Genomic DNA, 23,915 nt, shown 5'->3' on the forward strand with positions numbered 1-23,915 from the left:
TGGGCAGGAAGTTTGGTCGAAGGGTTCTTCGATTCCTTTTTTGGCCCTTGGGCAAAAACTTCGTCCCCAGGATCCCCCCCCCTCCGTTCCCCCCAAGAACCCGTGGGGCGCCACCGGCGGACGCCGTAGAGTCGTGGACAGCGGCGGACCGCACTGGTGGACAAGCGAGCAGAAGCGTCCGGCGTGTTCGCTGCGAGCCATCGCGCAAGAGGCGGGGCACGGCTGGAGGCACAGGTGGAGAGCCCTGACATGTCCTGCGGCGCACGCCTGGCCGCCCACGACGCCGTTTCCCCATCGCTGGCGCTGCGCGGCGATCGCGCACTGCGCGAGTTCGTGGATGCGGGCACGACTCTCGGGTCGGGCATCGGCGGGAAGACGGTCCTGCTGGAGGTCGAGGGAACCCCGGTCTTCGTCAAGCAGGTGCGGCTGACCGATCTGGAGCGACGGCCGGAGCACGTTCACTCCACCGCGAACCTGTTCGGGCTCCCGGCCTCCTGCCACTACGGCATCGGCGCCATCGGCAGCCCGGGGTTCGGAGCCTGGCGGGAATTGGCCGTGCACACCAAGACGACGAACTGGGTGCTCGCGGGAGACTACGGGGGCTTCCCCCTGATGTATCACTGGCGGGTGATACCGGACTCCGGCCGGCCGCTTCCCGAGGAACTGGCCGATGTGGACCGGGCTGTCGCCTACTGGGGAGGCGGATCACCGGTACGCCGCCGGATCGAGGCTCTCCGGGATTCCACGGCGAGTCTCGTGCTGTTCCTGGAGTACATCCCGCAGAACCTGCACGACTGGCTGGGCGTCCGGATCGGGGCCGGTGACGAGGCCGCCGAGCGGGCCTGCGCCATGGTGGACAAGGAGCTGGGAGCCGGCGTCTCGTTCATGAACGCCCGCGGGCTGCTGCACTTCGACGCCCACTTCGAGAACATCCTGACCGACGGCCGGCAGCTCTTCTTCACCGACTACGGCCTCGCGATCTCCTCCGGCTTCGAACTCACACCGGATGAGGCCGACTTCTTCGGCCGGCACCGTACCTACGACCAGTGCTACACGATCACGCACCTGGTGAACTGGCTGACCGTCGCTCTGTACGGATACGGACCGGAGGAACGCGGAGCGTTCGTGCGCACCTGCGCCCAGGGGGTGATCCCCGAGGCGGTTCCAGCGTCGATCGGGGCGCTTCTCGTCCGTTACGCCCCGGTCGCTGCGACGATGAGCGACTTCTACCGCGATTTCCAGCGGGACAGCCGGTCCCCCGGGTCGTTCCCCCCACGACAACTCCATTGCCATGCGCCGACGTTCCGGCACAGTGGGACGCGAGCGCACGGCTGAGACGGGAGACGCACCATGAGCACGCACGAACAGTGCCCGCATCGAACGGGCAGGGTGGTCATCGATCCCGCCTTCAAGGCGGACGCGCCCGCGCGTTACGCCCGGCTGCGGGAGCTCGGCCCCATCCACCCTGCCGAGTTCCACCTCGGCCTGAAGGGCTGGGTGATCGTCGGCTACGACCTGGCCCGTGAAGCGCTGACCCATCCCCACCTGCTGAAGGACTCCACGCCCGCCGCCGAGGCGCTGGCCGCCGCCGGGTACGTCCTCAACAAGCCCTCCGTCGGTCTCGGCGCCCAGATGATGGAGGCCGACCCGCCCGAGCACACCCGCCTGCGCCGTCTGGCCGCTGCCGCCTTCACCCCACGCCGTACGGCCGACATGGCACCGCGCATCGAGCGGATCGCCCACGACCTCATCGACGCGATGCCACCCTCGGGCGAGATCGACCTCGTCGAGGCGTTCAACGCCCCGCTGCCCGCCACGGTCATCGCCGAGCTCCTCGGCATCCCGCACGAACATCACCTCGACTTCGGCCGCTGGGCGGGCCAGGCGCTCCAAGTCGCCTCTCCCGAGCATCGAACGGCACTGGCGGCTCTGCACGGGCTGCTGGCCGAGCTGGTCGCGGACAAGCGCCGCCGCCCTCAGGACGATCTGCTGTCCGCCCTGGTGGCCGTGCGCGACCAGGAGGACGGCCGGCTCTCCGAGGAGGAACTGGTCGGCACCGCGATGATGCTGGTGGTGGCCGGCCACGAGAGCACGGTGCATCTGCTGGGCAACTCCGTGCTGGCCCTGCTGCGCCACCCGGACCAAATGACGTTGTTGCGCGGGCGGCCCGATCTGATGCCCGGCGCGGTGGAGGAGTTCCTGCGCCACGACACATCCGTCGAGCGCTCCACGAGCCGCTACGCCGCGCGGGACCTCGAACTCGCCGGGGTGCCGATCCCCCGGGGAAGCATGGTCGTCGTCGCTCTCGGCTCCGCAGGACACGATGCCCCGCAGGCCGACGGTGACGCCCCGGCCGTCCTCGACGTGACCCGGCCGGGCGCCCGTCACCTGGCCTTCGGCCACGGCATCCACTACTGCCTGGGCGCCCCGCTCGCCCGCCTGGAGGCCACCATCGCGCTGCGCACCCTGCTCTCCCGCGTCCCCGAACTGGAACTGGCCACCGAACCCGACGCGCTCGACTGGATCGGTTCCGGGATCATCCGCGGAGTGCTGTCGCTTCCGGTGCGCTACCGAAGGCGGAGGGAGACGATCTGACCGCCGCTGAGCGGGGCAGGCCCCGGCTACCGTGCGCGGAAGAAGACCGGCCCCGCCGTGAAGGGCGCGCCGGTCCCGTAACCGGCCGCGGCGGGAGACAGCGCCAGGGTGGCCCGTGTGCGTACGCGGTTGAGGTAGTAGGACATGCGCGTGCCCCGCGCGTCCGCGCCGCTCGCCGCGGTCGCCTTCTCCCAGCAGACGGCGACCGCCTCCTTGAAGAAGACGTGCGCGGAGGCGCCTTGGTGCCCGTCGGCGGTCACTTTGACCAGCAGCCGTGCGGGTCCCTGCGCCCGGCGCCGTGCCGGTACGTGCTCGGCGGCCCGGTCCTGCGCGGGCCGGTTCGGCAGCGCCCCGGCGGCTTCCGGTTCCGGTTCCGGTTCCGCGGTGCGCGGGTCTCCCATGCTGAACGCCGCGGCGATGACGACCAGCCGCTCGGCGAAGTCCTCCCCCGGCAGCGGGATTTCGAGGTCGGGATGGCGGTCGTATCCGATGGCGACAGCGGTGGCGACGAAGTCGATGACGGCCTGCGCCGCCGGTGTGTGTCTGCGCGGGGTAACACGGCTGAGCCGGCTCAGTACTTGCAGGACGGTGGCGAGGCTGGCGTCGGCGGTGATCGCCCGGTGAGCCGGTGCGCCCCCGTCGAAGTCCGCGTCATGGTCTTCTTCGTCCGCGTCACGGTCCTCCCCCGCGGCATGGCCTTCTTCGGGGGCACGGACGCCGGCCTGGGCCTGCCACAGGGCGGCGGCGTGGGTGTCGCCGCCGGCGAGGTGCTGGAGGTAGAGGCAGTAGGAGGCGGGAGCGTCGTCGGCACCGGCGGCGTACTGCCACCAGAAGCGTGCGCCGTCGTGGGCGCCGGCGAGTTGCAGTGCGCAGCCGAGGATCCAGGCGGCCCGCGGCTGGGGCACTTGGTCGGTGAGGAAATCGGCGAGCTGCCCGGGGGTGCAGCGGGCGACGACCGCCTCGCACAGGGCGGCGAGGCTCTGTGCGGCGCGATCGTCACCCCGGTCGGGCACCTCGCCGTCCCGCAGCAGTAAGGCCTCGGTGAGCCCGGCGTAATCGAGGTCCTCGTGGCCGACGACGTCGGAGGGGACGCGCGGCTGATGCAACAGAAGCGACTGGGCGAGGAGGTCGTCGACGGTGTTCATGGAGGGGGGATCACTCCTGGGTGTCGGAGTCGGGGCACAGTTCGTTCAGTGCCCCACGGGCGTGGTGGTCCAGGGTGTGGGTGATGGCCGGTGCCAGGCCGACGACGCCTGGTACGGCGGTCTCGGGTATGCCGCACAGATGGCGCAGGACCGTGACGTCCATCTGGTCCGGCGGCAGGCGGGTGACCGTGTCGAAGAACCGCGCGAGGACGTCGATGCGGTGCAGACGCTCGGTGAGGTCGGGGATGTCGGCCTGCACGGCCGTGGAGAACGCGGCGGCCCGCAGATCGGGGCGGCCGTCGGGGCGCTCGGGGGCGTGGGCGAGGACTCTGCCGCGCAGCAGCAGCCAGGCGTGGCGGGTCGTGTCGGCGCTGGCGGTGGCCGCGTCCCAGGTGAGCCAGAGGATGTCGAAGGTCTCCCCGACCACGTGGCGGGCGCGCCGGTCGGACTGGAGGAAGGCCCGTGCGTAGGCGGTGTAGGGCTGCCACATGGCCTGAGTGAGACCGAGATGGGCGACGGGCTGGTCCTCACGGCCGAGCGGCTGGACGTCACGGATGCGGCTCGCGATCCAGTCGGTGTCCTTCTCGGCCTCCAGGGCGGCGGCCATCCACAGCCGGCGCAGCGGGGTGACGGGGAGGTCCAGGGCGCGTATGACGCTGTACGTGATCTCCCAGCCGGGGTAGTACCCCTTGCCCCGTAACAGCTCGGAGAGCCGGGTCTTGGAGTAGCCGGAGCGGCTGACCAGCGCGCCCAGGGTGAGGCCGCTTCCGGTGAGCCTCTGTCGGACCGGCTCCAGCCAGGTGCGGTGGGCGGGCCCCGCCGTCTCGCAGATCGGCTCCGGCGGGCGTCCGCGGCGACCGGGAGCGTCTCCCTCTGGGCGGCGGGGTGCGTGAGTCGGTTTCACCGTGACAGCTCCTCACTTCCGGTCGGCCCGGCGGTCGGCGCACCGGTCGGCTCCGTACTCTGCCGTGTGTCCTGGCCACTCTGCCGTGTGTCCTGGCCGCCGAGTGCGGAGAAGAGCTGCTGGATGAGGAGTCCCAGCGAGGGCAGCAGTGCCGCCACGGCCGCGAGCTGCCCCAGCACGGTCATCACCGTGCTCCACACGAGGACCGCCGCCAGCACGGCCACGGTCATCACTTGCTTGCTTGTCATCGCACCTTCCCCAAGGCATCAAGGGTCTGGAAAGGGCTTCTCCAGGGCGGTGCTCAGGCGCCCCGGAGGAGTTGGAGGACAGCATGGTGGGCGAGGGCCGCGCCACTCAACGTGATCATGAAGTTACGGAACAATGGCCTCGCGCCGCCCGCCCGGGTTCTACCGCTTGACGGTGCCCGCCACCGGCAAATCCCGGCGAGATGAACCCTTTTGGCGACTAGGACGTACTTGGCGTCGCGATGCCGGGACGATGACGCACCATGGGAGGTGACGCCTCTCCCGGCGTCGCACCTTCCGGTCTGGAAGGCCTGGCGGCCCCCTTGTGCTCAAGAACAACCGAAGGGGGCCGCCCCGCTTCCGTCCAGCCGTCCACGCGCTGGACGGAAGCGGTCCCCTCACCTCTGGGCCCCTCACCTCTGGGCCCCTCGCCTCCGGGGCTCCTCACCTCCGGGGCTCCTCGCTCCACCTCCCGATGTGTCCTGTTTCACCCCCGGATGCCGTGCTGGTCCGGAACATCCATGTACCGGGCATCGTTCATGTAGATGTGGCCGGCGGAGGCCACGCTGTGCCGCCCCGGCTGGTTTCCCCCGACCAGTCGGGGCTTTTACGTGTGTCCATCCGGCTGGCCCCCGTACACGAGGGGCGTATGCCGGATGGGCCGGCGGCCCTTGTCGTTCCTAGCCTCAGGCCATGATCTTTCGTCGCGTGTGGTTATCCGCTGCCCTGCTGGCGCTGGCCGCTTCCTCTCTGCCGCCCGTCGCGGCTTCTGCCGCGCCACGCCCCTCCGGCACGGGTTGGTCCGTGCAGCGTGACGCCGACGCGCTGCGGGATGCCGGGGTCACCGGAGTATCGGTCCGCCTGGAGACTCCCCGCGGGACGACCACGGCCCGCTCCGGGGTGGCGGACCTGGTCACTCGCCGCCCGGTTCCGAAAGACGGCCACCTGCGTCTGGGCAGTACCACCAAGACGTTCGTCGCCACCGTCCTGCTGCAACTGGTGGGCGAAAAGCGGATCACCCTCGACCAGACGGTGGAGCGACTCCTGCCCGGAGTCGTCGCGGGAGCGGGGAACGACGGCCGGACCATCACGGTCCGCGACCTGCTCCAGCACACCAGCGGCCTGCCCGAATACATCAGCGACGTCTTCCCCGACCCCAGCGCCCGGACCTACTTCGCCAACCGGTGGCGTGCCTACAAGCCCGAAGAGCTGGTCGCCCTGGCCATGCGCCATGAGCCCGCCTTCCCGGCAGGCACCGACTGGGCGTACTCCAACACCAACTACGTACTCGCCGGAATGATCATCGAGAAGATCACCGGCCGCACCTGGGAACAGCAGGTCCACGACCGCATCCTGCGTCCCCTCCGCCTGCGGCACACCGACACCCCGGGCACCAGCCCCTTCCTCCCGCGCCCGCACACGGCCAACTACCAGCAGTTCGCCGTCGACGGCCCGCTGGTCGACACCACGATCCCCTACCGTCCCTTCGACAGCGGGGCCGACGGCTCGATGACCGGCACGGCCCGCGACCTCAACCGCTTCTTCACCGCCCTGGCCGGCGGCCAACTGCTGAAACCCGCCGAGCTCGCCGCCATGCGGACCACGGTCCCGGTGCCGCGGGACAGCGGCCACCCGGACGGCACCCGGGACAGTCTGGGCCTGTTCCTCACCCCCCTGTCCTGCGGCGGTGGATACCTCGGCCACGGCGGAAGCGGCTTCGGATACGTCATCCGGGCGGCGACGACCACGGACGGCAGCCGCACGGTCACCGTCTCCGCGCACAGCCGCCCCGCGGACCCGCGGACCGCGGCCCGTCAGGAGGACGCACTGCGCGACCTCATCGACCACGCACTGTGCCGCACCAACGTGAGCCGCCAGTCGCTTTGAAGGTTCTTGCCTACGATCCCGAGGATCGCCGAGCAAAGTTTCAACCGTCGGTTCAACGATAGCGTTGAAGGCATGGTCACGGACATCAAAGACACCGCCCATGCGGTAGACGCCGCCGCCGTCATGAGGCTCTTCCCCGCCCGGCCCCGGCTCCTCGCCCTGGGTGAGCCCACCCACGGCGAGGACGCTCTGCTCCACCTCCGCAACGAGCTCTTCCGGCAGCTCGTCGAGCAGGAGGGCTACCGGACGATCGCGATCGAGAGCGACTGCGTGAGGGGCCTGGTCGTCGACGAGTACGTCACCTCGGGCACAGGCGCACTCGACGACGTCATGGAACACGGCATCAGCCACGGCTGGGGCGCCTCAGCCGCCAATCGCGAGCTCGTGCGCTGGATGCGCGCCTACAACGTCCGCGCCGACGCCGACGGCCGGCCCGCGTCCGAGCGGCTCCGCTTCGCCGGTTTCGACGGCCCGTTGGAGATCACCCACGCCGCTAGCCCCCGGCAGTCCCTCACCGCCCTGCACGCCTACCTCGCGGCCCGGGTGGACGCCGGCCTGCTGCCCTGCGCCGCGGACACGCTCGACGACCTGCTCGGCAGCGACGACAGGTGGACCGACCCCGCCGCGATGTGGGACCCCTCCCGGTCCACGGGACGATCACACGAGGCCACCCAACTGCGGCTGCTCGCCGATGATTTGGTGGCGTTGCTCGACCAGCAGACGCCGCACCTGTCGGCAACGGGCCCGCGGGACGACTGGGACCGGGCGCGCCTGTACGGGCGTACCGCGGTCGGCCTGCTGCGCTACCACCACTGGATGGCCGACACCTCCCCCGCCCGCATGACCCGGCTGGTGAGCGTCCGCGACCAGATGATGGCCGACAACCTCCTCGCCCTCGCCGAGCGGGGCCCGGCACTCGTCCACGCCCAGAACGCCCATCTGCAACGGGCCAAGAGCTCGATGCGGATGGGCGGGATGCCGCTGGAGTGGTGGAGCGCCGGCGCCCTGGTCAGTGCCCGGCTCGGCGCGGGGTACGCCTTCCTGGCCACGGCCCTCGGCACCCTCCGGCACCAGGGCGTGGAGGTGCCGTCGCCGGACACCGTCGAAGGACTCCTCTACGCACTCCTGGGCGACCACGCACTCCCGGGGGGCCGCTGCCTCATCGACGCCCCGCGGCTGGCCACGGCCCTCGGCGCCAACCACCCCGCGCCCCGCACATCGCCCTGGTTCGGCTACGCCCCGCTCGACCCGGAGCACCTGGCGCACAGCGACGGCATCGTATTCGTCAAGGACGTCCCTCAAAGCCGCTGAGGTGTCCGGTGCCCAGTGACGCCGCAGTGGGCGGTGAGCGCGCTCGAAAACCGGTGGAGCGGCGCCGCGTTGCGCCGCTACCGTGCTGTCGAACCGAGTCGTCTGGGCAAGGACGTGCCGTTGTACACCGTGTGAGACCCCCCGAGCGCTGATTCTGTCGCGCGTCGCGCATATGCGACGCGCTCCTTTCTGCTGCGGACTTCTCACTGAAACCGGTGTACTTCTGTGCTCGACAACTGGGTTGTCATGCCCACCTGCCTGCCGCTCGTCCTCCGTCGCTGCCACACGTGCGCGTCCGAGCGCTTCCGGGCAAGCAACAAATTCCGCGTCAACGCGCATCACAAGCTCATCGACGCCTGGCTCCTCGTGCTCTGCACCTCTTGCGGGGAGACCGCCAAGCTCACGGTCTTCGAGCGGATGAACGTGCGCTCCGTACGACCCGCACTGCTGGACCGGCTGCATGGCAACGACCCCGGCCTGACCGCCGAGTTGCTCCAGGACCCAGCCCTGCGGCGCCGCAATCGCGTCGCTCTCGACTGGGACGACGCCTGGCGCCTCGACACCGGCGGACCGGTTCGCCCGGACCGCGAGGTGATCGACGTCTCAGTCCGCTTCGCGGCGCGGATTCCTGTCCGGCCCACGCGGCTGATCGCTGAGGGGTGCGGTCTTTCGCGAGCCGAGGTGGAGCGACTGATCACGGAAGGGAAACTCGTTTCGGCGGTCCGGCCGACCGGCAAGATCTCCGGCGACTTCACCTTCATGCTCAAGCGCTGAGTCCTCCTCGGCACCAGGGCCTGTCCGGCAGGACCCGCCGGACAGGCCCTGGCCACAGCCGATCTCGAACGGTTCTGAAGCGATCGATCCACAATATGTTAGCGTCTCCCTTCGTCGGTTTTGAAGCGGTCGCTCCAAATGGTGGAGAGGCTACCGCGTCGCGAGAGGGAGGACCACCAATGCCGCTTGCTGTGTACATGGTCGGGCTCGGCATCTTCACCCAGGGAACCTCGGAGTTCATGCTGTCCGGGCTGCTACCGGGCATGGCCGACGATCTCGGAGTGTCCATCCCCGACGCCGGGCTGCTCATCTCGGCCTTCGCGATCGGCATGGTCATCGGCGCGCCGCTGCTCGCCGTCGCCACCCTCACCTGGCCGCGGCGCACAGCGCTCGTCGCGTTGCAGGCCGTTTTCATCGTCGCCCACGTCGTGGGCGCCCTCGCGCCGGGCTACGCCGCCCTGTTCGTGACGCGCGTGGTCAGCGCCCTCGCGTACGCGGGGTACTGGGGCGTCGCCGTGGCCACGGTGGTGGCGATCGTCCCGCCGGACGCCAAGGCGCGAGCGGTCGCCGTGGTGGCCGGCGGGCTGACCCTCGCCACGATCGTCGGCGTACCGGCGGGCACGTTGCTCGGCCAGTACTCCGGCTGGCGTGCCGCGTTCTGGGCGGTGGCGGCGGCGACCGTGGTGAGCCTCCTCTGCACGCTGTTCGCCGTCCCCGGCGGCCGCGGCGCGGGCGAACGCCCTTCGCTGCGCGCCGAGTTGCGCGGCCTGGCGCGGCCTCAGCTGTGGCTCTCGTACGCCATCACCGCGTTCGCCTTCGGGGCCGTCATCGTCACGTTCAGCTATCTGGCGGCGCTGCTCACCGAGGTGAGCGGGCTCTCCGAGGGGTGGGTGCCCGCGGTCCTCGCCCTGTTCGGCGTCGGCGGGCTCGCGGGCATCGTGATCGGCGGGCGCACCGGCCAGTCGCATCCCCTCGGCACGCTCGGCCTGGGGCTCGGCGCCCTGGCCCTCTTCTCCGCCCTGCTCGCCCTGACGGCGCACGTGACGGCCGTGGTCATCGTCCTGGTCTTCCTGCTCGGCCTCGTCGGCTACATCACCAATCCCGCGTTGCAGTCACGGGTGTTCGCCCTGGCTCCGGGTGCTCCGACGCTGGTCGGCGCGGGCAACACCGCCTCGTTCAACGTCGGCAACACCGTCGCCCCGCTCATGGGCGGCCTCGCCATCGATGCCGGGTACGGCTACGCCTCGGTCGCCTGGGTCGGTGCCGCGCTGGCCGCCATGGGAACGGCGGGCGTGCTGTGGGCGGCGTATCTGCGACGGGAGCGGCCATCGCTGCCCGGACGGTCCGCCGTCGTGGCCGCTCGTGACACCGCGAGGGTGGAGGCGTGAACGCGGGCACACGGGGCTGGGAACGGAGGCGCCGCCGGGTTTTGTGAAGCCGTTCCAAAACCGTTACTGTGGGCGCATGGCCAGACCACGTGAGTTCAGTGAGGACCGGGTCGTCACCGCGGCCATGGAGACGTTCTGGCGTCATGGGTACGAGGGCACATCGACGCGCGCCCTGTGCGACAGCACCGGCCTCGGCCCCTCCAGCCTCTACAACACCTTCGGCGGCAAGCGGCAGCTCTACCTCCGCGCTCTGGGGTGCTACTACGACACCGCCACCGCCGAGCAGGTCGAGACCCTGCGGGGTGACGGCCCCGCCAAGGAGCGGCTGCGCGCGCTGATGGTGCACGCCATCGACGCCGACCTCGACGCGACGGGCACGCACGGCTGCTTCGCCATCAACGCGGCCGTCGAGATCGCCGGCTCCGACCCCGAGGTCCGGGAAGCGGTGCGGCGCAGCTTCGACCGCGTCGAGGACGAGGTGTGCGCGGTCGTGGAGCAGGGGCGGCGCGCCGGCGAGATCCGCTCGACCGGTGACGCGCGGATCGTGGCGCGCCGGGTCCAGAGCACGTACTACGGCCTGCGCGTCCTCAGCCGCGTCCAGGACGACCGCGAGACCCTGCTCGCCACGGTGAACGGCATGCTGGCGGATCTCTGACACCGGCCCACTCGGCGCACTGCCCCCTCAGGCCGGACCAGGGCTTGGCGACTCCGAGGATGTGGTGGCCTGGGCCGCACGGCGGTAGTCGGCGTTTATGCGCTGTGCCTCTTCGAGCTGGTCCTCAAGGATGACGATCCGGCAAGCGGCGTCGATCGGCGTCCCCTGGTCGACGAGTTCCCGAGCGCGGGCCGCGACGCGCAGCTGATAGCGCGAGTAGCGGCGGTGCCCTCCCTCGGAACGCAGGGGAGCGATCAGTCGCGCTTCACCGAGGGACCGCAGGAAACCGGGAGTGACTCCGATCATTTCGGCGGCCCTGCCCATGGTGTAGGCGGGGTAGTCGTCGTCATCAAGGCGGTTGAGCGAGTCGTCCGCTGTCATTTAGCCCCTTCTGTGGAACACGTAGAGGGGCTCTGGTGCCGTACGACACCAGAGCCCCGAAGGATTGCTACACCATCTGCCGACCTAGTGCTGCGTCGGCCTTCTGTTTCCGCACGACCGGCTGCCAGAGGCCTGGAGCGGGTGCGGGGATCGCGGATGCGTGACCGGAGACCACCTGCCTATCGATGTCCTGCGGTACCCGGGCGGGCATCTGTGCGCCTTCCCCGGGCGATCCTGATGGCGCTCGCTTCCTCCGTTCTTCCCTCTGGGCCACTTGATGGCCTCGTACTTGTCGAACTGAACTGCGGTGTTGCTGATACTGCCGTGTTGCTCGCGGTGACCCCTGTTCACTGCGGGCCACCCGGTCCGGCGGTCAGCCCCGTCACCGTCTTGCGAAAACCCTGGCTTCGGAACTCCACCGCCGGACCGTCATGCGGGTACTTCTTCCCGGCAGTTCGTATCTGCCGGGCCCTTCTCGATCTCGCCTACAAGAAAAACCATACCCACGTGAGGTCCCAATGTCTACTTCAGCGAGGATAGGTTTCCGAGCGTGTCGCTGCCAGATAGTCGTACCTGCCGATCTCCGCACACGAGCGAGGGCCCGACTGGTGATTCCGGTCGGGCCCTCGCTGTTGTTCTCGTGTCGGCTGGTGCCGTCTGCGCTGCTCCCTCGTGTCGGCTCGCGGTCCGCCCCCGGCCGGTCAGACCGGCATGGGGGCACCCAGCATCGCGGAGGCCCGCTGGAGCGCGCCGGCAGGGGCCGGTGACACGGCGGCGGGGACGACGGGGGTGGCGCGGCAGGTGAAGCCGAGCTGCGCCATGGCCCGGAGTACCTCGCCCGCGCTGAAGTCGCGGCGGTCCTGGCGCGTGATGACCTCACCGACCTGCTTCACGGGGTAGTGGCGTCGTCCGATGATCACGGACTGCCCGGTGACCGGCTCGGGCTTGACGCCCTTCATCGTTTCCAGCACGCCGCTCTTGGTCAGGTCGAACGGGAAGCGAGCGATGACACAACGCATGAGACCTCACAGAAGGAACAGAAGGAAGGGACGGCGGGAGCCGACCCGGATGAGCTGGTTCAGTGGCCCAGGGCCGGAGCGGTCCGGGTGCTGCCGCCCGACGCCGCCAGGAGTACGGCATCGGGCCCGTGGGCGTCGGGGACGTCCCGCAGACGGGTTCGGTCCGTGTATCCGGCGCCGTCACGAACGGCGGTGAGCCGGGCCCTGGTGACCAGACCGGTGCTCCGGCCGTCGTCGTCACAGACGAGCAGGTGCCCGACACGGGCGCTGATCATGACGGAGAGGGCCACCTCGACCGTCATGTCCTTCCAGGCCCGCGGCCCGGCCTCGTCCCCGGCATCGGCCCTCGGCTCGTGCACGATGCCGGGGCCCGCCGAGCGGGGATACGTCTGAACCAACGTCAACACTGTCTCCTGGTGCAGGGATGGAGAGACGGGTCGTCTCCGTGATGGCGCACGTGGCGAACGTTCTATGCGGCTGCGCCCGGGCCGGCCTGCTGCGCGGCGGCGCGGCGCGCAGCCGAAGCGGGGCGGCGACGGCCGCGTGACGACGCGGCGCCCCGCTTGGGGCGTTCGGACACCGGCGCGGTGATGACGACCGGAACGCCCGAGGGAGCCTGGGCGCCGGTGATGCGGTGCAGTTCCTCCTCGCCGGAGCGGACCTGCGTGACCCGCGGGCGGATTCCGGCGTCCGACATGAGGCGGACCATGCCCCGGCGCTGGTTGGGGGTGACCAGCGTGACGACGCTTCCCGACTCGCCGGCCCGCGCGGTTCGGCCGCCGCGGTGGAGGTAGTCCTTGGGGTCGGTCGGCGGGTCGACGTTGACGACGAGACCGAGGTCGTCGACGTGGATGCCGCGGGCGGCGACATTCGTGGCGACGAGCACGGAGACGTGCCCGGTCTTGAACCACGTCAACGTGCGGGTGCGCTGGGGCTGGGACTTGCCGCCGTGCAGCGCGGCGGCCCGCACCCCGCTGTCGAGCAGCTCCTGGGTCAGCCGGTCGACCGCGTGCTTGGTGTCCAGGAACATGATCACGCGGCCCTCACGGGCGGCGATCTCAGCGGTGGTGGCGTGCTTGTCGGTGCCCTGCACATGCAGGACGTGGTGCTCCATCGTCGACACCGCACCGGCCGAGGGGTCGACCGAGTGGACGACGGGGTCGGTCAGGTAGCGGCGCACCAGCAGGTCGACATTGCGGTCCAGCGTGGCCGAGAAGAGCATGCGCTGCCCTTCGGGCCGCACGTGGTCGAGAAGCTCGGTGACCTGCGGCATGAAGCCCATGTCAGCCATCTGGTCGGCTTCGTCGAGCACGGTGATGCCCACCTGGTTCAGCCGGCACTCGCCACGGTCGATGAGGTCCTTGAGCCGGCCCGGGGTCGCGACGACGACCTCGGCGCCGCCGCGCAGAGCGGAGACCTGCCTGCCCATCGACACCCCGCCCACGACCGTGGTCAGGCGGAGCTTGACGGAGCGGGCGTACGGGGTGAGCGCGTCGGTCACCTGCTGCGCGAGCTCACGGGTGGGTACGAGGATCAGCCCCAGCGGCTGGTGGGCCTCGGCGCGCTGCCCGGTGAGCCGGGAGAGCAGCGCGAGGCCGAAGGCGAGGGTCTTGCCGGAGCCGGTACGCCCGCGGCCGAGGACGTCACGGCCCGCGAGGGAGTTCGGCAGCGTCGCCCCCTGGATCGGGAACGGCACGGCGACGCCCTGCCTGCCGAGTTCGGCCAGCAGCGGCGCGGGCATGTCGAGATCGGCGAAGCGCTCCACGGCGGGAAGAGCCGGGGTGGTCGTCACGGGGAGGGCGAACTCGCCCTGGAGCGGGGCGGGCCGACGGCTGTGACCGCCGGGCCTGGCCGGCCGGTCGGAGCGGCGCGGGGCCGGCGCTCCGGAGCGGCTGCCGCCCCTCTCACCCCTGGCGCCGGACCCGGTGCGTGCGAAACGGTCGTTCGTACGTGTGCGGTTCATGTGGAACCTTCCTTGATACGGCACATATCAAGGAATTCCTCCGGCAATGAGCGACAAGGAGGAGCAACAAGACATGGACCGACTAAAACGCGAAAGCAGACCGGCCGGTGAATTTCCGCGGCACAGACGCTTCAGGAATGGCGCGACGTGGGGCGCCCTATGAGAAAAGAAGGGGGCGCGGCAGTGACATCGTGGTCCGATGCCCTGGGCCGTGCCGTGCCGCAGGCGGAATCACTGCGGGGAAATGCATGCAGCTGGGGCCCGCACCCCGAAGGATGCGGGCCCCAGCTGCAAGTGTGCGTGAGCGTCAGGCGGGAACGATGTTCTCGGCCGTCGGGCCCTTCTGGCCCTGCGCGATGTCGAAGCTCACCTTCTGGCCTTCGAGCAGCTCGCGGAAGCCCTGGGCAGCAATGTTCGAGTAGTGGGCGAACACGTCAGCGCCGCCGCCGTCCTGCTCGATGAAGCCGAAACCCTTTTCCGCGTTGAACCACTTCACGGTGCCAGTAGCCATGTCATATCTCCTTTGGGGCAGTACATCGGGATCCACACTGTGCGGACTCCGTGTCGCCGCGATGATCACCCCGCCCGGAAAAAGACCGGAAATACAAGAGTGCTCTCACCGGGGAAACCGGCGAGGGCACTTGAGTTTCGGGAACCACAACTGCAACTGAGATCGACAATAGCACGCCGCGGGGGGCGGTGTGCGGCGACTAATCTCACCCTCCCCGGTGCGGCAAAAACCCTCACCGCAGGGTTCGTGAAATCCTCATCCCGCGGTCTCACATATTTATCCGCTCAGGGCAGCGAAATACGAAAATCGGCGCCTGGGCGCGGGTGAGGGAGCGGTCAAGGAGTGGTGCCGGCGGCTCGCCCGGTGCCGCGCGGCCAGGCACCCTCGCGCAGCAGGCGCAGTCCGTTGAGTCCGACGATGACGGTGGAGCCTTCGTGGCCCGCCACTCCCATGGGCAGTGGCAGGGTCCCGGCCAGGTCCCAGATGACGAGGACGGTGATGAACGCCGCCGCGATGGCCAGGTTCTGCACGACCAGGCGCCGGGCCGTGCGCGACAGCCGCACCACGGCAGGGATCGTGGCCAGTTCGTCGCGGACCACGACCGCGTCGGCGGTCTCCAGCGCGAGGTCGGAGCCCGCCTTGCCCATGGCGATGCCGCAGTGCGCGGCGGCCAGTGCGGGGGCGTCGTTGACGCCGTCCCCCACCACGAGCACACGGTGCCCCTGGGCCTCCCATTCCTTGACGGCGGCGACCTTGTCCTGGGGCAGCAGCCGGGCGCGGACGTCGGTGATGCCGACCTCGGCGGCCAGGCGCTCGGCGGCACGCTCGTTGTCGCCGGTCAGGAGGACGGGGGTACGGCCGGTCAGGCGGGTGAGGGCGGCGACGGTGGCGGCGGCGTCCGTACGCAGCCGGTCAGCGATCCCCAGGAGCCCTACCGGCACACCGTCACGCAGTACGACGACAGCGGTGCGTCCGGCGTCTTCCAGCTTCCGCACCTCTTGCTCAGCGCCGGGGCCCGCCTCTTGCTCGGGGCCGGGGCCCGCGTCGGCGAGGGTCGCGAGCAGCGCGGGTGAGCCGACCTGGATCTTGCGGCCGTCGATCGTGGCGGTGACGCCCCGGCCGGGTGTGGAGGTGAAATCCTCGGCCGCGGCCAGGGTCAGGCCGCGTTCACGGGCGGCTTCGACGACGGCGCGGGCCAGTGGGTGCTCGCTGGCGTGTTCGGCCGCGGCGGCCAGGCCCAGGAGGGTGTGCTCGTCCAGGTCCGCGTCCGGGAGCAGGGGGCGGATGTCCGTGACGTAGGGGGTGCCTTCGGTGAGGGTGCCGGTCTTGTCGAGGGCCACGATGTCGGTCTGGCCCAGGCGTTCCATGACGACGGCGGACTTGGCAAGGACACCGTGGCGGCCCGCGTTGGCGATCGCGGAGAGCAGGGGCGGCATGGTGGAGAGCACGACCGCGCACGGCGAGGCGACGATCATGAACGTCATCGCGCGCAGCAACGCGGGCTGGAGCGCGTCGCCGAAGGCGAGCGGGACGGCGAAAACGGCGAGGGTCGCGAGGACCATGCCGATCGAGTAGCGCTGCTCGATCTTCTCGATGAACAGCTGGGTGGGCGCCTTGGTGGCGGAGGCTTCCTCGACCATCTGCACGATCCGGGCGATCACCGAGTCCGCCGGGTCGCGCTCGACGCGTACGCGCAGGGCGCCGGTGCCGTTGAGAGTGCCGGCGAACACCGCGTCCCCGGCCTGTTTGGCCACCGGCAACGGTTCGCCGGTGATGGTGGCCTGGTCGATCTCACTGGCCCCTTCGACGACTTGCCCGTCGGCGCCGACGCGTTCGCCGGGGCGGACCAGGATGACGTCGCCGATCGCGAGCCGTGCGGCGTCGACGGTCTCTTCGGTGCCGTCGGGTCCCAGGCGGGTGGCGGTGGTGGGCGCCAGGTCGAGCAGGCCGCGTACGGAGTCGGCGGTGCGGGCCGTGGCGACGGCCTCCAGGGCGCCGGAGGTGGCGAAGATGACGATCAGCAGCGCGCCGTCGAGGACTTGGCCGATCGCGGCGGCTCCGAGCGCCGCGACGACCATCAGAAGGTCCACGTCCAGGGTCTTGTCCTTGAGCGCCCTCAGCCCTTCCAGGCCCGGCTCCCAGCCTCCGGTGACGTAGGTGGCCGCGAACAGCGGTCCCCAGAGCCATGCCGGAGCGCCCAGGAGGTACGGCGGGAGGGCGAGCAGGAACAGTGTCAGCGCGGCCAGCGCCCACCGGGCCTCCGGCAGCGCGAGGATGCGGGTGCGGCGCCGCGGCACGGCCGCCGGGCGAGGTGCCGCCGCGGTCGGGGCGGACCGCTGGTCCAGGGCAGAAGGCATGGCAGAGCAACCCTTCGAGGGCGTACGGGGTGACGCCTCCACCATACAAGAACAATTGAACAGGTCTTCATATGTCGTCGGTAAGATGGCTGCCATGGGCCACGGAACCGACAGCAGGACAGACGCCACCGCGCGCGAGCGGCTCGACGCGGCGGGAGTCTCCGACGTCGCCGCGACCCTGCAAGCGCTGGCGACCCCCTCCCGGCTGTACATCCTGGCCCGGCTCCAGGAAGGCCCCTGCACCGTCGGTGACCTCGCCGAAGCCGTCGACATGGAAGCCTCCGCCTGCTCGCACCAGCTCCGCCTGCTGCGCAACCTCGGCCTGGTCACGGGCGAACGGCACGGCCGCTCCATCGTCTACTCACTGCACGACAACCACGTCGCCGAACTCCTGGAACAGGCGCTCTACCACGTGGAGCACCTCCGCCTCGGCCTGCCTGACCCCGCGGCGCCGTAAGGTTCCCCGTCGGGCTCTCGGGCTCTTCGGCGCGACCAACCTGCGTGAGGCCTACCTCAAGCGGTTCGGCGAGCGGGTCGACCACCGGCGGCCCGTTCGCCCTCACCGCGGCGGTGCTGTGCTACGCCGGACTGCGGCGGCGCTCGGACGGGAGATGGACGCGAAGAAGCTCCGCAACGCGCGCAAGCTCCGCAAGTAGAGCGCCCTCAGCCTGCGTCGACCCGTACGCGCTCGCTCGCCTTGTCCGAGAGGAACGCCGCCACCGACCGCCCCTCCTCCGCGACCTCCTCCCGCTCCGCCCGCGCAAGGCGCCGCAGCGGGGTCACCACCACGCAGCCCTCCTCGACGGTCCATGTCGCCGCCGCCCGGCCGTCGACCAGGACGGCGCGTTCCCCGGCGACCGAGAGGCCGCGGTGGGCGTCGTCGATGATGCGGGTGCGGTCGTCGTAGCCGAGGATCGCGTTGTCGAACGCTGGCAGGAAACGCACCGGCGCGGGCGTGTCCGGGTCCGGGCGGGGCGCGTCGGGCAGGTCGAGCAGCTCGCGACCTCGCTCGTCGCGGAAGGTGATCAGTTCCGCGCGGGTGGCGGCGACCGCGGCCGGCAGTCCGGCCAGGCCGCTCCAGGCGCGGAGGTCCGCCGTGGCGGCGGGGCCGAACGCGGCGAGGTAGCGGCGCACCAGAGCCTGGCCGACCGGGTCGGAGCCGTCCGGGGCCGGCGGGTCGGTCTCCCGCCCCAGCCAGGTGGCGAGCGGGAGATTGCGCACGCCCGCCTTGGTGCGCCACAGGCCGCGCGGCGGCATCTGCGCCATGGGCACGAGCCCGGCGATGAGCATCTCCCCCAGGGCGCGTGGCGCCGTCGTCGGCCAGCGGTCGGCGACCGCCCGCGTCAGCTCGGCCATGGAGCGCGGCTCGCCGTCGGACAGCACCTCCCTGCCCGCCGCAGCGAGTTCGTCGAGGTCCACGCCTTCGAGATCACGGCGGTAGACCCCGAGCACCCGCTGGCGCAGCATCGCGTCATGCCGGGCCCGCCAGGCCAGGGTGTCATCGGCGGTGACGAGGTGGACGGTGCGGCGCATGAGGTGCGTACGTACGACGTGTCGCTCGACGAGCAGGTCATTGAGGCTCCCCGGCTCGAAGCCGCGCAGTCTCGACCAGAGCCCGACGAACGGCTCCTGCGGTTCCTGCGCCTGTAGCCCGCAGAGGTGCGCGACCGCGTCCAGGGTGGGCATGTCGGCGCGGCCGAGAAGCAGTTGCCTGGCGAGCGTGGCGCGGCCCAGGGCCCGGGCGTCGAGGACGGTCACCGCGTCACCGCCGGGTACTCCTCGGTCGTCCGGAAGGCGAGCCGCCGGGGCGGGTGGGGCGAGGCGGTCACGGGCATGCGGGCTGCTCCTGAAGTCGTTGCGCGGCTCGACGCGGCGATGCGTCGCCCCAGGGGCCTGCTCTGTGACGCCCCCGGTCGAGCACCACGGTTTCAGGAGATGCGGTCAGCTTGTGTCCGCGAGACTTGCTGAGGCCCCCGGCAGGGACCGCGGGGAATTCGGTTGCTTGATCGAGATGGTGGTGTATGCAATGTGCGGCATGAAAGACGCCAGCGCATGAGTACTCCGCCATCGACGCCTGTGCCCGAGCGGGCCGACGGATCGTCCGTCCGGATCGGCGCCCTCGTTCCTCTGACCCGGCCCGGCTGGGTCGAGGCAGGTCAACACCTGCTCGCCGGACTGGAAACGGCCGTTCGCGACGTCAATGACACCGGTGGAATCGCCGGACGACCGCTCGAACTGGTGGTCCGGGACACCGCGGCTGATCCGGAGCGGGCCGCGACGGCCGTGGAGGAGCTGGCTCACCTGGGCGTGGCCGCCCTGACCGGGGAGTATCACAGCGTCGTCGCTCGCGCCGCCGCCGCCGGGGCCGACGCCCACGGACTGCCGTTCCTGTGCTCGTCGGCGGTGCTCGACGCGCTCACCGAGCAACCGAGCCCATGGGTGGCGCGTCTCTGCCCGGCACAGTCCCACGGCTGGCGGATCTACGCGGACTTCCTGCTCGGCGCGGGCCACAGTCACATCGCCGTGGCTGCCCAGCCGAGCGTCTACTGGGCAGCGGGGACCCGCATCCTGCGGGACTGTCTCGCTCCGCGCGGCGGCACCGTCACCGCACTGGACGTGAGCGCCCTCTCCCCCACGGCCGTGTGTGACCGACTCGTCGACGCCCGCGCCACGGCTCTCCTCGTCCTGACCGGCCAGCCGGAGCCGGCCGTGTCGCTCGTGAAGGCTGTCCGCCGCGACCAGCGCCTGGCCGAGGTCATGATCGGTGCGCCGGCCGGGCAGCCGGAGTTCGCCGAGTGGGCGAGGCTGCTGGGCAGGGACGGCGCCGCGATCCCGTTCCTGCGCTACCTGCCCGAGCGCCTGACCTCACTCGGCGCACGGGTCGAGACCGCTCTGCGTGAGCGGCTGTCCGAGGCGCCCTCCTTCGTCGCCTTCGAGGGCTACGACACGATCACCGTCCTCGCCGATGTGCTGCGCTCCCAGGGCACGGACCGTGCGCGCATCGCCGAAGCCTGGCCGCGCGTCGCAGTCGAAGGCACCCGAGGTCGGATCCGGTTCTCCCGTACGCCAGGCATCGACGTATGGCAGTGGGCCTGGCCGCCGGTCCAAGTCGTCGACAGGGACCCGGCGGAGCCCGGCCGTTTCCGGATTCTCCACACGGGCTGAGACGTGAAATAAGGGGCGGCCGCGGCGCCTTGACCACTACTGCAACGAGTAACCATGGCGACGGGGCGGACCGCGTTCGGCCAGAGGGAAGGGACGAGAGCCGATGAGCCTGCGTCAGTACGAGTACGCCCTGGCCGTCGCCGAGGCCGGCTCCGTGACGGCGGCGTCGGAGCTGCTGCACGTCGCCCAACCGTCGGTGTCCCAGCAGATCCGCGCCCTGGAGCGGGAACTCGGCGTGCAGTTGTTCGCCCGTACGCCGACCGGACTCGTACCCACCGTGGTCGGCCGCGCGTTCCTTCGGGAGGCGGAGGTCGCGGTGAGCGCTTCGCGGCGGGCGCGGGCGACGGCGCGTGCCGGTGCCGATGAGCTGGTGGGTGAACTGGTGGTCGTGGTGCAGATGGGCTTCGGCACGCGGCAGTTGCCGGGCGCGCTGAGCGCGCTGCGCCGCCGTTTCCCGCGGCTGGAGGTCACCGTCTTCGAGGAGCCGAGCTCCGCCGAGCTGGAACGGCTGGGGCGCCAAGGCCTCGTGGACCTCGCTCTGATGGCGGCGTGCGAGCAGAGCCCCGCCGACGCCCACCACCTCGGCGACGAGGAGTTCGTCGTGGTGCTGGGCGACGGGCATCGGCAGCTCGCCGCGGACCGGGTCGAGCTGCGTGAACTCGCGGGCGAGCCGTGGGTGAGGTTCGACCGTGACAGCGCGCTCGACGGTGTGCTGCTGAGCGTGCTGCGCGACAACGACCTGACCCCGGCGACGGCCGCCCGCGTCTCCCAGACCGCGACAGCCGTGCGCTGGGCCGCCCATGGGCTGGGGGTCACACTCGTCCCGGCCTCCGCGGTGCCCCACGACCACGGGCACCTCGTCCGGCCGGTGTTCCCGGTCGTGTCCCAGCCCGTCATCGCCGTGGTCAGGCACGGCGCGGGCCCGGCGGAGACGGCTCTGCTCGAACTCCTGCGTAAAGAGACCTGGTCCGAACCCGGGTCCGCATCCGGGTCCGAGTCCGTTTCCCCGGCAGAAAAGCAGGAAGGGGAAATCAGCCCCTCGGGAATTCACCCCCGTCCACGACGAGATTACTCCCGGTCAGCCAGCTCGCCCGGTCGGAAATAAGGAAAAGCACCGCGTCGGCGATGTCGTCGGGTTGGCCGTCGCGTCCCAGCGGAGGCGTGGTGGTGTCCTGGCCCGGACCCGAATCCAGGCGCGCCCACTGTTCCCGCGTCGCTTCGCCGCCGGGCGTGGCGGTTCTGCCGGGAGAGACGGTATTGACCCGGATTCCGAACGGGGCCAGCTCCGAGGCCAGACCCCGGCTGTAGTTCTCCAGCGCCGCCTTCGCCGCCGTGTAGTGCAGGAACGGCGGTGCCACGGTGGGGACCGCGGCCGAGGAGATGTGCAAGATCGCCCCCGCACGCCGTTCCCGCATCGCCGGTGCCAGCAGCGAGTCCAGTCGTACCGCCGCAAGGAAATTCAGATCCAGCGCGTCCCGCCACTCCTCGTCGGAGATGGCCAAGGCGCCCTTGTGCGGCTGCGCCCCACCCGCGTTGTGGACCAGGACGTCCACCCCGCCGAGCACCTCCCGCGCGGCCGCGGCCAGCGTCTCCGCTCCGGCCCGCGTCCGCACGTCGGCCTCCACGAATTCGGCGCCCTTCGGCACCGTGCTCGTCGTCGACCTGGCGGTCGTGAGCACATCGGCGCCCGCGTCCAGGAGCCGGCGGACGACGGCCGCTCCTATTCCGCGAGAACCACCCGTGACCAGGGCTCGCTTTCCCGCGAGTTCCGGCTTTTCCGACCCCTTCTCCATGATGCTCGTACTCATTCCACTGATCCTCTCAGAAATGTGTTGGCAGTGAATTCGTGATGCGCACCTCATCGAGCTGTTTCACCGTACGTACGGGAAAGAGGGAGAGGCAAAGACGTAATATCAGCAGGTGCTATAGGGAACTCCTATGGCGACGTACGCGGGTGCGTGGGAGCGGGTTCCGGGGGCAGAGTGGGGGCATGACGACGACACTCGGAGCCTTTGTTCTCGGTACTCCCGACCCGCCCGCCCTGGCCGACTTCTACCGGGCCCTGCTGGGCTGGCAGGAAGTGGACCGCCAACCGGAGTGGGTACGCCTGCGGGCCCTGGAACAGGAACGCCCCGGCCTCAGCTTCCAGCTGGAGACCGACCACACTCCCCCGGTCTGGCCCCAGCGGCCGGGCACGCAGCAGATGCAGGCCCACTTGGACCTGCAAGTCGACGACCTGGAGGCGGAGACCGAACGAGCCTGCGCCCTGGGCGCGACGCTGGAGGAGCACCAGCCGCAGAAGGACGTACGAGTCCTGCGTGACCCGCACGGCCACCTGTTCTGCCTCTTCCTGCCGGGAGCCTGAGCGCTGTTGCCCGCATGGCTAACCTGCTGGGATGGATCTGCGACTGGCGGCGTACGCCGTGTGCATCGAGGACGGGCGGGTGCTGCTCGCTCATGCCGTGAAGGCGGACGGTGAGAAGACCTGGACCTTGCCGGGAGGCAGGGTCGAGCACACGGAGGATCCGTTCGACGCGGTGATCCGGGAGGTCGCGGAGGAGACCGGTCTGGAGGCCGTGGTGGAACGCCTGCTGGGCGTCGACTCACGGGTGGTCCCTGCGGCGGAGCGCCGGCAACCGGGCCGCCCGGAACTCCACAACGTCGGCATCTACTACCAGGTCCGCATCACCGGCGGCCGGCTCCGCCCCGAGCCGAATGGTGACACCGCCGAGTCGGTCTGGACCCCGATCACCGATGTCGCCCGACTCGGCCGCTCTTCGCTGCTCGACATCGGCCTCGCCCTGGCACAGAACGCTCCGGCGACCGGCCACGTCCCTCCCGTACCGGTCGGCGGTCCTGTCCAGCACTGACCGGGGCGGGCCGGGCCCGCCGAGGCATCACGTCACTCGGGCGGGCCGGGCTGCGCGGCGAGGTCGATGCTGAAGGCCACCCTGTCGAATCCGGGGCCGTCATAGTCGGGCTTCACCGTCGACGTGGTGAAGCCGAGCCGGGCGTGGAAGCTCTGTGACGCGGTGTTCTGCGGGCTCGTGATGCAGTGCACGTACCGGCGGCCGTGCGACCGGGCCAGAGCGAAGAAGGCCCGGTACAGGGCTCGGCCGATGCCCTGCCCGTGCAGTCGCGGGTCGACGCCGACGAAGTGCACGTAGGCGGCGTCGGGTTGGGACTGCGACAGGAATCCGACCAGGAAGGCGGCGACCTCGCTCCCCTCGCGTTCACCCTCGCCTGCGCGGTCGCCTTCACCTGCGCGGTCGGCCTCGCCAGCCCGGTCTCGTTCGATGAGATAGCTGGTGGTGGCGAAGTGCTGGAAGTACAACCTGGGCAGGAGCAATGTGCGCTCCAATGCCCCCGCCTCGCCCTTCAGCCCGCCCCACCACGCGTCAAGCACCGCGAGCACCCGCAGATGGTCGTCCTCGACGAGGTGCCGTGCCGTCAGTCCGACAGGAAGGTCATCGATCATCGGCGCAGTCTGCCAGACCGGCGTGCAAACGTGCCCCGAGTCGGCCGGGCCCGCCGGCTCGACCGTGTGCCGGTGGTTCAGCGGCAGGCCGCCGAGGGCGTCGCATTCGGCCGTTCGTCGGCGATTCGCGAGGCTCG

Annotated in this window: 24 protein-coding genes; 12 read left to right on the plus strand and 12 right to left on the minus strand. The window is 70.7% G+C overall.

Annotated elements, in window-relative coordinates; translation table 11 throughout:
• Positions 1-249 precede the first annotated feature (249 nt).
• The gene (locus tag ACZ6JY_RS38460; protein WP_469203875.1) at positions 250-1,335 is read left to right on the plus strand and encodes a protein kinase family protein; all 1,086 of its coding nucleotides are present in this window, start codon (positions 250-252) and stop codon (positions 1,333-1,335) included.
• A 15-nt stretch (positions 1,336-1,350) separates the two neighbouring features.
• The gene (locus ACZ6JY_RS38465; protein ID WP_469203877.1) at positions 1,351-2,595 is read left to right on the plus strand and encodes a cytochrome P450 family protein; all 1,245 of its coding nucleotides are present in this window, start codon (positions 1,351-1,353) and stop codon (positions 2,593-2,595) included.
• A 26-nt stretch (positions 2,596-2,621) separates the two neighbouring features.
• Here ACZ6JY_RS38465 and ACZ6JY_RS38470 read toward each other — a convergent pair whose 3' ends face one another.
• Genes ACZ6JY_RS38470 through ACZ6JY_RS38480 form a run of 3 tightly spaced genes read right to left on the minus strand, consistent with a single transcriptional unit; the run spans position 2,622 to position 4,892 of the window.
• Positions 2,622-3,740, minus strand: coding sequence for a hypothetical protein (locus ACZ6JY_RS38470; RefSeq protein WP_469203879.1), 1,119 nt, complete (start codon positions 3,738-3,740; stop codon positions 2,622-2,624).
• Positions 3,741-3,750: 10 nt separating this feature from the next.
• On the minus strand, positions 3,751-4,644 hold the full coding sequence (locus ACZ6JY_RS38475) for an XRE family transcriptional regulator (RefSeq protein ID WP_469203881.1): 894 nt from the start codon (positions 4,642-4,644) through the stop codon (positions 3,751-3,753).
• Complete coding sequence (locus tag ACZ6JY_RS38480; RefSeq protein WP_469203883.1) at positions 4,641-4,892, minus strand: hypothetical protein; 252 nt, start codon at positions 4,890-4,892, stop codon at positions 4,641-4,643. Before ACZ6JY_RS38480 ends, ACZ6JY_RS38475 begins: the two co-directional genes overlap by 4 nt.
• 690 nt (positions 4,893-5,582) lie before the next feature.
• On the opposite strand from ACZ6JY_RS38480, the gene ACZ6JY_RS38485 reads away from it, so the two are divergent.
• The 5 genes from ACZ6JY_RS38485 (at position 5,583) to ACZ6JY_RS38505 (ending at position 10,904) form a co-directional block, all read left to right on the plus strand.
• Positions 5,583-6,776, plus strand: a complete 1,194-nt coding sequence (locus tag ACZ6JY_RS38485; RefSeq protein ID WP_469203885.1) for a serine hydrolase domain-containing protein — start codon at positions 5,583-5,585, stop codon at positions 6,774-6,776.
• A 72-nt stretch (positions 6,777-6,848) separates the two neighbouring features.
• The gene (locus ACZ6JY_RS38490; protein ID WP_469203887.1) at positions 6,849-8,087 is read left to right on the plus strand and encodes an erythromycin esterase family protein; all 1,239 of its coding nucleotides are present in this window, start codon (positions 6,849-6,851) and stop codon (positions 8,085-8,087) included.
• Between the two features lie 246 nt (positions 8,088-8,333).
• Entirely contained in the window at positions 8,334-8,861 is a 528-nt protein-coding gene (locus ACZ6JY_RS38495; protein WP_469203889.1) for a DUF1062 domain-containing protein, read from the plus strand.
• 179 nt (positions 8,862-9,040) lie between these two features.
• Positions 9,041-10,249, plus strand: a complete 1,209-nt coding sequence (locus ACZ6JY_RS38500; protein WP_469203891.1) for a Cmx/CmrA family chloramphenicol efflux MFS transporter — start codon at positions 9,041-9,043, stop codon at positions 10,247-10,249.
• A gap of 76 nt (positions 10,250-10,325) precedes the next feature.
• Entirely contained in the window at positions 10,326-10,904 is a 579-nt protein-coding gene (locus ACZ6JY_RS38505) for a TetR/AcrR family transcriptional regulator (RefSeq protein WP_469203893.1), read from the plus strand.
• Positions 10,905-10,931: 27 nt separating this feature from the next.
• Here the strand turns inward: ACZ6JY_RS38505 and ACZ6JY_RS38510 are convergent, their stop codons facing one another.
• The 6 genes from ACZ6JY_RS38510 to ACZ6JY_RS38535 form a co-directional block, all read right to left on the minus strand.
• Entirely contained in the window at positions 10,932-11,285 is a 354-nt protein-coding gene (locus ACZ6JY_RS38510; RefSeq protein WP_469203895.1) for a helix-turn-helix domain-containing protein, read from the minus strand.
• A gap of 701 nt (positions 11,286-11,986) precedes the next feature.
• Positions 11,987-12,304 carry an SCO5918 family protein gene (locus ACZ6JY_RS38515; protein WP_469203897.1) on the minus strand — a complete coding sequence of 106 codons (318 nt, stop codon included), beginning with the start codon at positions 12,302-12,304 and terminating at the stop codon, positions 11,987-11,989.
• A gap of 59 nt (positions 12,305-12,363) precedes the next feature.
• On the minus strand, positions 12,364-12,708 hold the full coding sequence (locus ACZ6JY_RS38520; protein ID WP_469203899.1) for a CBS domain-containing protein: 345 nt from the start codon (positions 12,706-12,708) through the stop codon (positions 12,364-12,366).
• Between the two features lie 65 nt (positions 12,709-12,773).
• Complete coding sequence (locus ACZ6JY_RS38525; protein ID WP_469203901.1) at positions 12,774-14,267, minus strand: DEAD/DEAH box helicase; 1,494 nt, start codon at positions 14,265-14,267, stop codon at positions 12,774-12,776.
• Positions 14,268-14,574: 307 nt separating this feature from the next.
• The gene (locus tag ACZ6JY_RS38530) at positions 14,575-14,778 is read right to left on the minus strand and encodes a cold-shock protein (protein ID WP_004986771.1); all 204 of its coding nucleotides are present in this window, start codon (positions 14,776-14,778) and stop codon (positions 14,575-14,577) included.
• A 335-nt stretch (positions 14,779-15,113) separates the two neighbouring features.
• Positions 15,114-17,135 carry a heavy metal translocating P-type ATPase gene (locus ACZ6JY_RS38535; protein WP_469203903.1) on the minus strand — a complete coding sequence of 674 codons (2,022 nt, stop codon included), beginning with the start codon at positions 17,133-17,135 and terminating at the stop codon, positions 15,114-15,116.
• A gap of 94 nt (positions 17,136-17,229) precedes the next feature.
• Here ACZ6JY_RS38535 and ACZ6JY_RS38540 point away from each other — a divergent pair, with 94 nt between their 5' ends.
• Positions 17,230-17,592, plus strand: a complete 363-nt coding sequence (locus tag ACZ6JY_RS38540) for an ArsR/SmtB family transcription factor (protein ID WP_469203905.1) — start codon at positions 17,230-17,232, stop codon at positions 17,590-17,592.
• 206 nt (positions 17,593-17,798) lie between these two features.
• Here the strand turns inward: ACZ6JY_RS38540 and ACZ6JY_RS38545 are convergent, their stop codons facing one another.
• Positions 17,799-18,893 (minus strand): winged helix DNA-binding domain-containing protein, encoded by a 1,095-nt coding sequence (locus ACZ6JY_RS38545; RefSeq protein WP_469203907.1) that lies wholly within the window; start codon positions 18,891-18,893, stop codon positions 17,799-17,801.
• Between the two features lie 294 nt (positions 18,894-19,187).
• On the opposite strand from ACZ6JY_RS38545, the gene ACZ6JY_RS38550 reads away from it, so the two are divergent.
• Complete coding sequence (locus tag ACZ6JY_RS38550; RefSeq protein ID WP_469203909.1) at positions 19,188-20,300, plus strand: ABC transporter substrate-binding protein; 1,113 nt, start codon at positions 19,188-19,190, stop codon at positions 20,298-20,300.
• Positions 20,301-20,403: 103 nt separating this feature from the next.
• On the plus strand, positions 20,404-21,405 hold the full coding sequence (locus tag ACZ6JY_RS38555; RefSeq protein WP_469203911.1) for a LysR family transcriptional regulator: 1,002 nt from the start codon (positions 20,404-20,406) through the stop codon (positions 21,403-21,405).
• On the opposite strand, the gene ACZ6JY_RS38560 is transcribed toward ACZ6JY_RS38555, so the two are convergent.
• On the minus strand, positions 21,332-22,108 hold the full coding sequence (locus ACZ6JY_RS38560) for an SDR family oxidoreductase (RefSeq protein ID WP_469203913.1): 777 nt from the start codon (positions 22,106-22,108) through the stop codon (positions 21,332-21,334). The genes ACZ6JY_RS38555 and ACZ6JY_RS38560 overlap by 74 nt on opposite strands.
• A 182-nt stretch (positions 22,109-22,290) precedes the next feature.
• On the opposite strand from ACZ6JY_RS38560, the gene ACZ6JY_RS38565 reads away from it, so the two are divergent.
• Both ACZ6JY_RS38565 and ACZ6JY_RS38570 read left to right on the plus strand, forming a co-directional pair.
• A complete protein-coding gene (locus ACZ6JY_RS38565) occupies positions 22,291-22,665 on the plus strand; it encodes a VOC family protein (RefSeq protein WP_469203916.1) in 375 nt (124 codons plus the stop codon).
• A gap of 31 nt (positions 22,666-22,696) precedes the next feature.
• Entirely contained in the window at positions 22,697-23,170 is a 474-nt protein-coding gene (locus tag ACZ6JY_RS38570; RefSeq protein ID WP_469203918.1) for an NUDIX hydrolase, read from the plus strand.
• A 32-nt stretch (positions 23,171-23,202) separates the two neighbouring features.
• On the opposite strand, the gene ACZ6JY_RS38575 is transcribed toward ACZ6JY_RS38570, so the two are convergent.
• A complete protein-coding gene (locus ACZ6JY_RS38575; protein WP_469203920.1) occupies positions 23,203-23,778 on the minus strand; it encodes a GNAT family N-acetyltransferase in 576 nt (191 codons plus the stop codon).
• Positions 23,779-23,915 lie beyond the last annotated feature (137 nt).

This window comes from Streptomyces sp. NPDC046335 (assembly GCF_055587985.1).

Excerpts from the sequence above, each read along its gene's own strand:
- ACZ6JY_RS38470 (WP_469203879.1), bottom strand. The coding sequence starts at position 3,740 with ATGAACACCGTCGACGACCTCCTCGCCCAGTCGCTTCTGTTGCATCAG.
- ACZ6JY_RS38505 (WP_469203893.1), top strand. The coding sequence starts at position 10,326 with ATGGCCAGACCACGTGAGTTCAGTGAGGACCGGGTCGTCACCGCGGCC.
- ACZ6JY_RS38565 (WP_469203916.1), top strand. The coding sequence starts at position 22,291 with ATGACGACGACACTCGGAGCCTTTGTTCTCGGTACTCCCGACCCGCCC.
- ACZ6JY_RS38555 (WP_469203911.1), top strand. The coding sequence starts at position 20,404 with ATGAGCCTGCGTCAGTACGAGTACGCCCTGGCCGTCGCCGAGGCCGGC.
- ACZ6JY_RS38550 (WP_469203909.1), top strand. The coding sequence starts at position 19,188 with ATGAGTACTCCGCCATCGACGCCTGTGCCCGAGCGGGCCGACGGATCG.
- ACZ6JY_RS38560 (WP_469203913.1), bottom strand. The coding sequence starts at position 22,108 with ATGAGTACGAGCATCATGGAGAAGGGGTCGGAAAAGCCGGAACTCGCG.
- ACZ6JY_RS38535 (WP_469203903.1), bottom strand. The coding sequence starts at position 17,135 with ATGCCTTCTGCCCTGGACCAGCGGTCCGCCCCGACCGCGGCGGCACCT.
- ACZ6JY_RS38570 (WP_469203918.1), top strand. The coding sequence starts at position 22,697 with ATGGATCTGCGACTGGCGGCGTACGCCGTGTGCATCGAGGACGGGCGG.
- ACZ6JY_RS38485 (WP_469203885.1), top strand. The coding sequence starts at position 5,583 with ATGATCTTTCGTCGCGTGTGGTTATCCGCTGCCCTGCTGGCGCTGGCC.
- ACZ6JY_RS38525 (WP_469203901.1), bottom strand. The coding sequence starts at position 14,267 with ATGAACCGCACACGTACGAACGACCGTTTCGCACGCACCGGGTCCGGC.
- ACZ6JY_RS38495 (WP_469203889.1), top strand. The coding sequence starts at position 8,334 with ATGCCCACCTGCCTGCCGCTCGTCCTCCGTCGCTGCCACACGTGCGCG.
- ACZ6JY_RS38530 (WP_004986771.1), bottom strand. The coding sequence starts at position 14,778 with ATGGCTACTGGCACCGTGAAGTGGTTCAACGCGGAAAAGGGTTTCGGC.
- ACZ6JY_RS38575 (WP_469203920.1), bottom strand. The coding sequence starts at position 23,778 with ATGATCGATGACCTTCCTGTCGGACTGACGGCACGGCACCTCGTCGAG.
- ACZ6JY_RS38465 (WP_469203877.1), top strand. The coding sequence starts at position 1,351 with ATGAGCACGCACGAACAGTGCCCGCATCGAACGGGCAGGGTGGTCATC.
- ACZ6JY_RS38540 (WP_469203905.1), top strand. The coding sequence starts at position 17,230 with ATGGGCCACGGAACCGACAGCAGGACAGACGCCACCGCGCGCGAGCGG.
- ACZ6JY_RS38490 (WP_469203887.1), top strand. The coding sequence starts at position 6,849 with ATGGTCACGGACATCAAAGACACCGCCCATGCGGTAGACGCCGCCGCC.
- ACZ6JY_RS38500 (WP_469203891.1), top strand. The coding sequence starts at position 9,041 with ATGCCGCTTGCTGTGTACATGGTCGGGCTCGGCATCTTCACCCAGGGA.
- ACZ6JY_RS38515 (WP_469203897.1), bottom strand. The coding sequence starts at position 12,304 with ATGCGTTGTGTCATCGCTCGCTTCCCGTTCGACCTGACCAAGAGCGGC.
- ACZ6JY_RS38480 (WP_469203883.1), bottom strand. The coding sequence starts at position 4,892 with ATGACAAGCAAGCAAGTGATGACCGTGGCCGTGCTGGCGGCGGTCCTC.
- ACZ6JY_RS38510 (WP_469203895.1), bottom strand. The coding sequence starts at position 11,285 with ATGACAGCGGACGACTCGCTCAACCGCCTTGATGACGACGACTACCCC.
- ACZ6JY_RS38460 (WP_469203875.1), top strand. The coding sequence starts at position 250 with ATGTCCTGCGGCGCACGCCTGGCCGCCCACGACGCCGTTTCCCCATCG.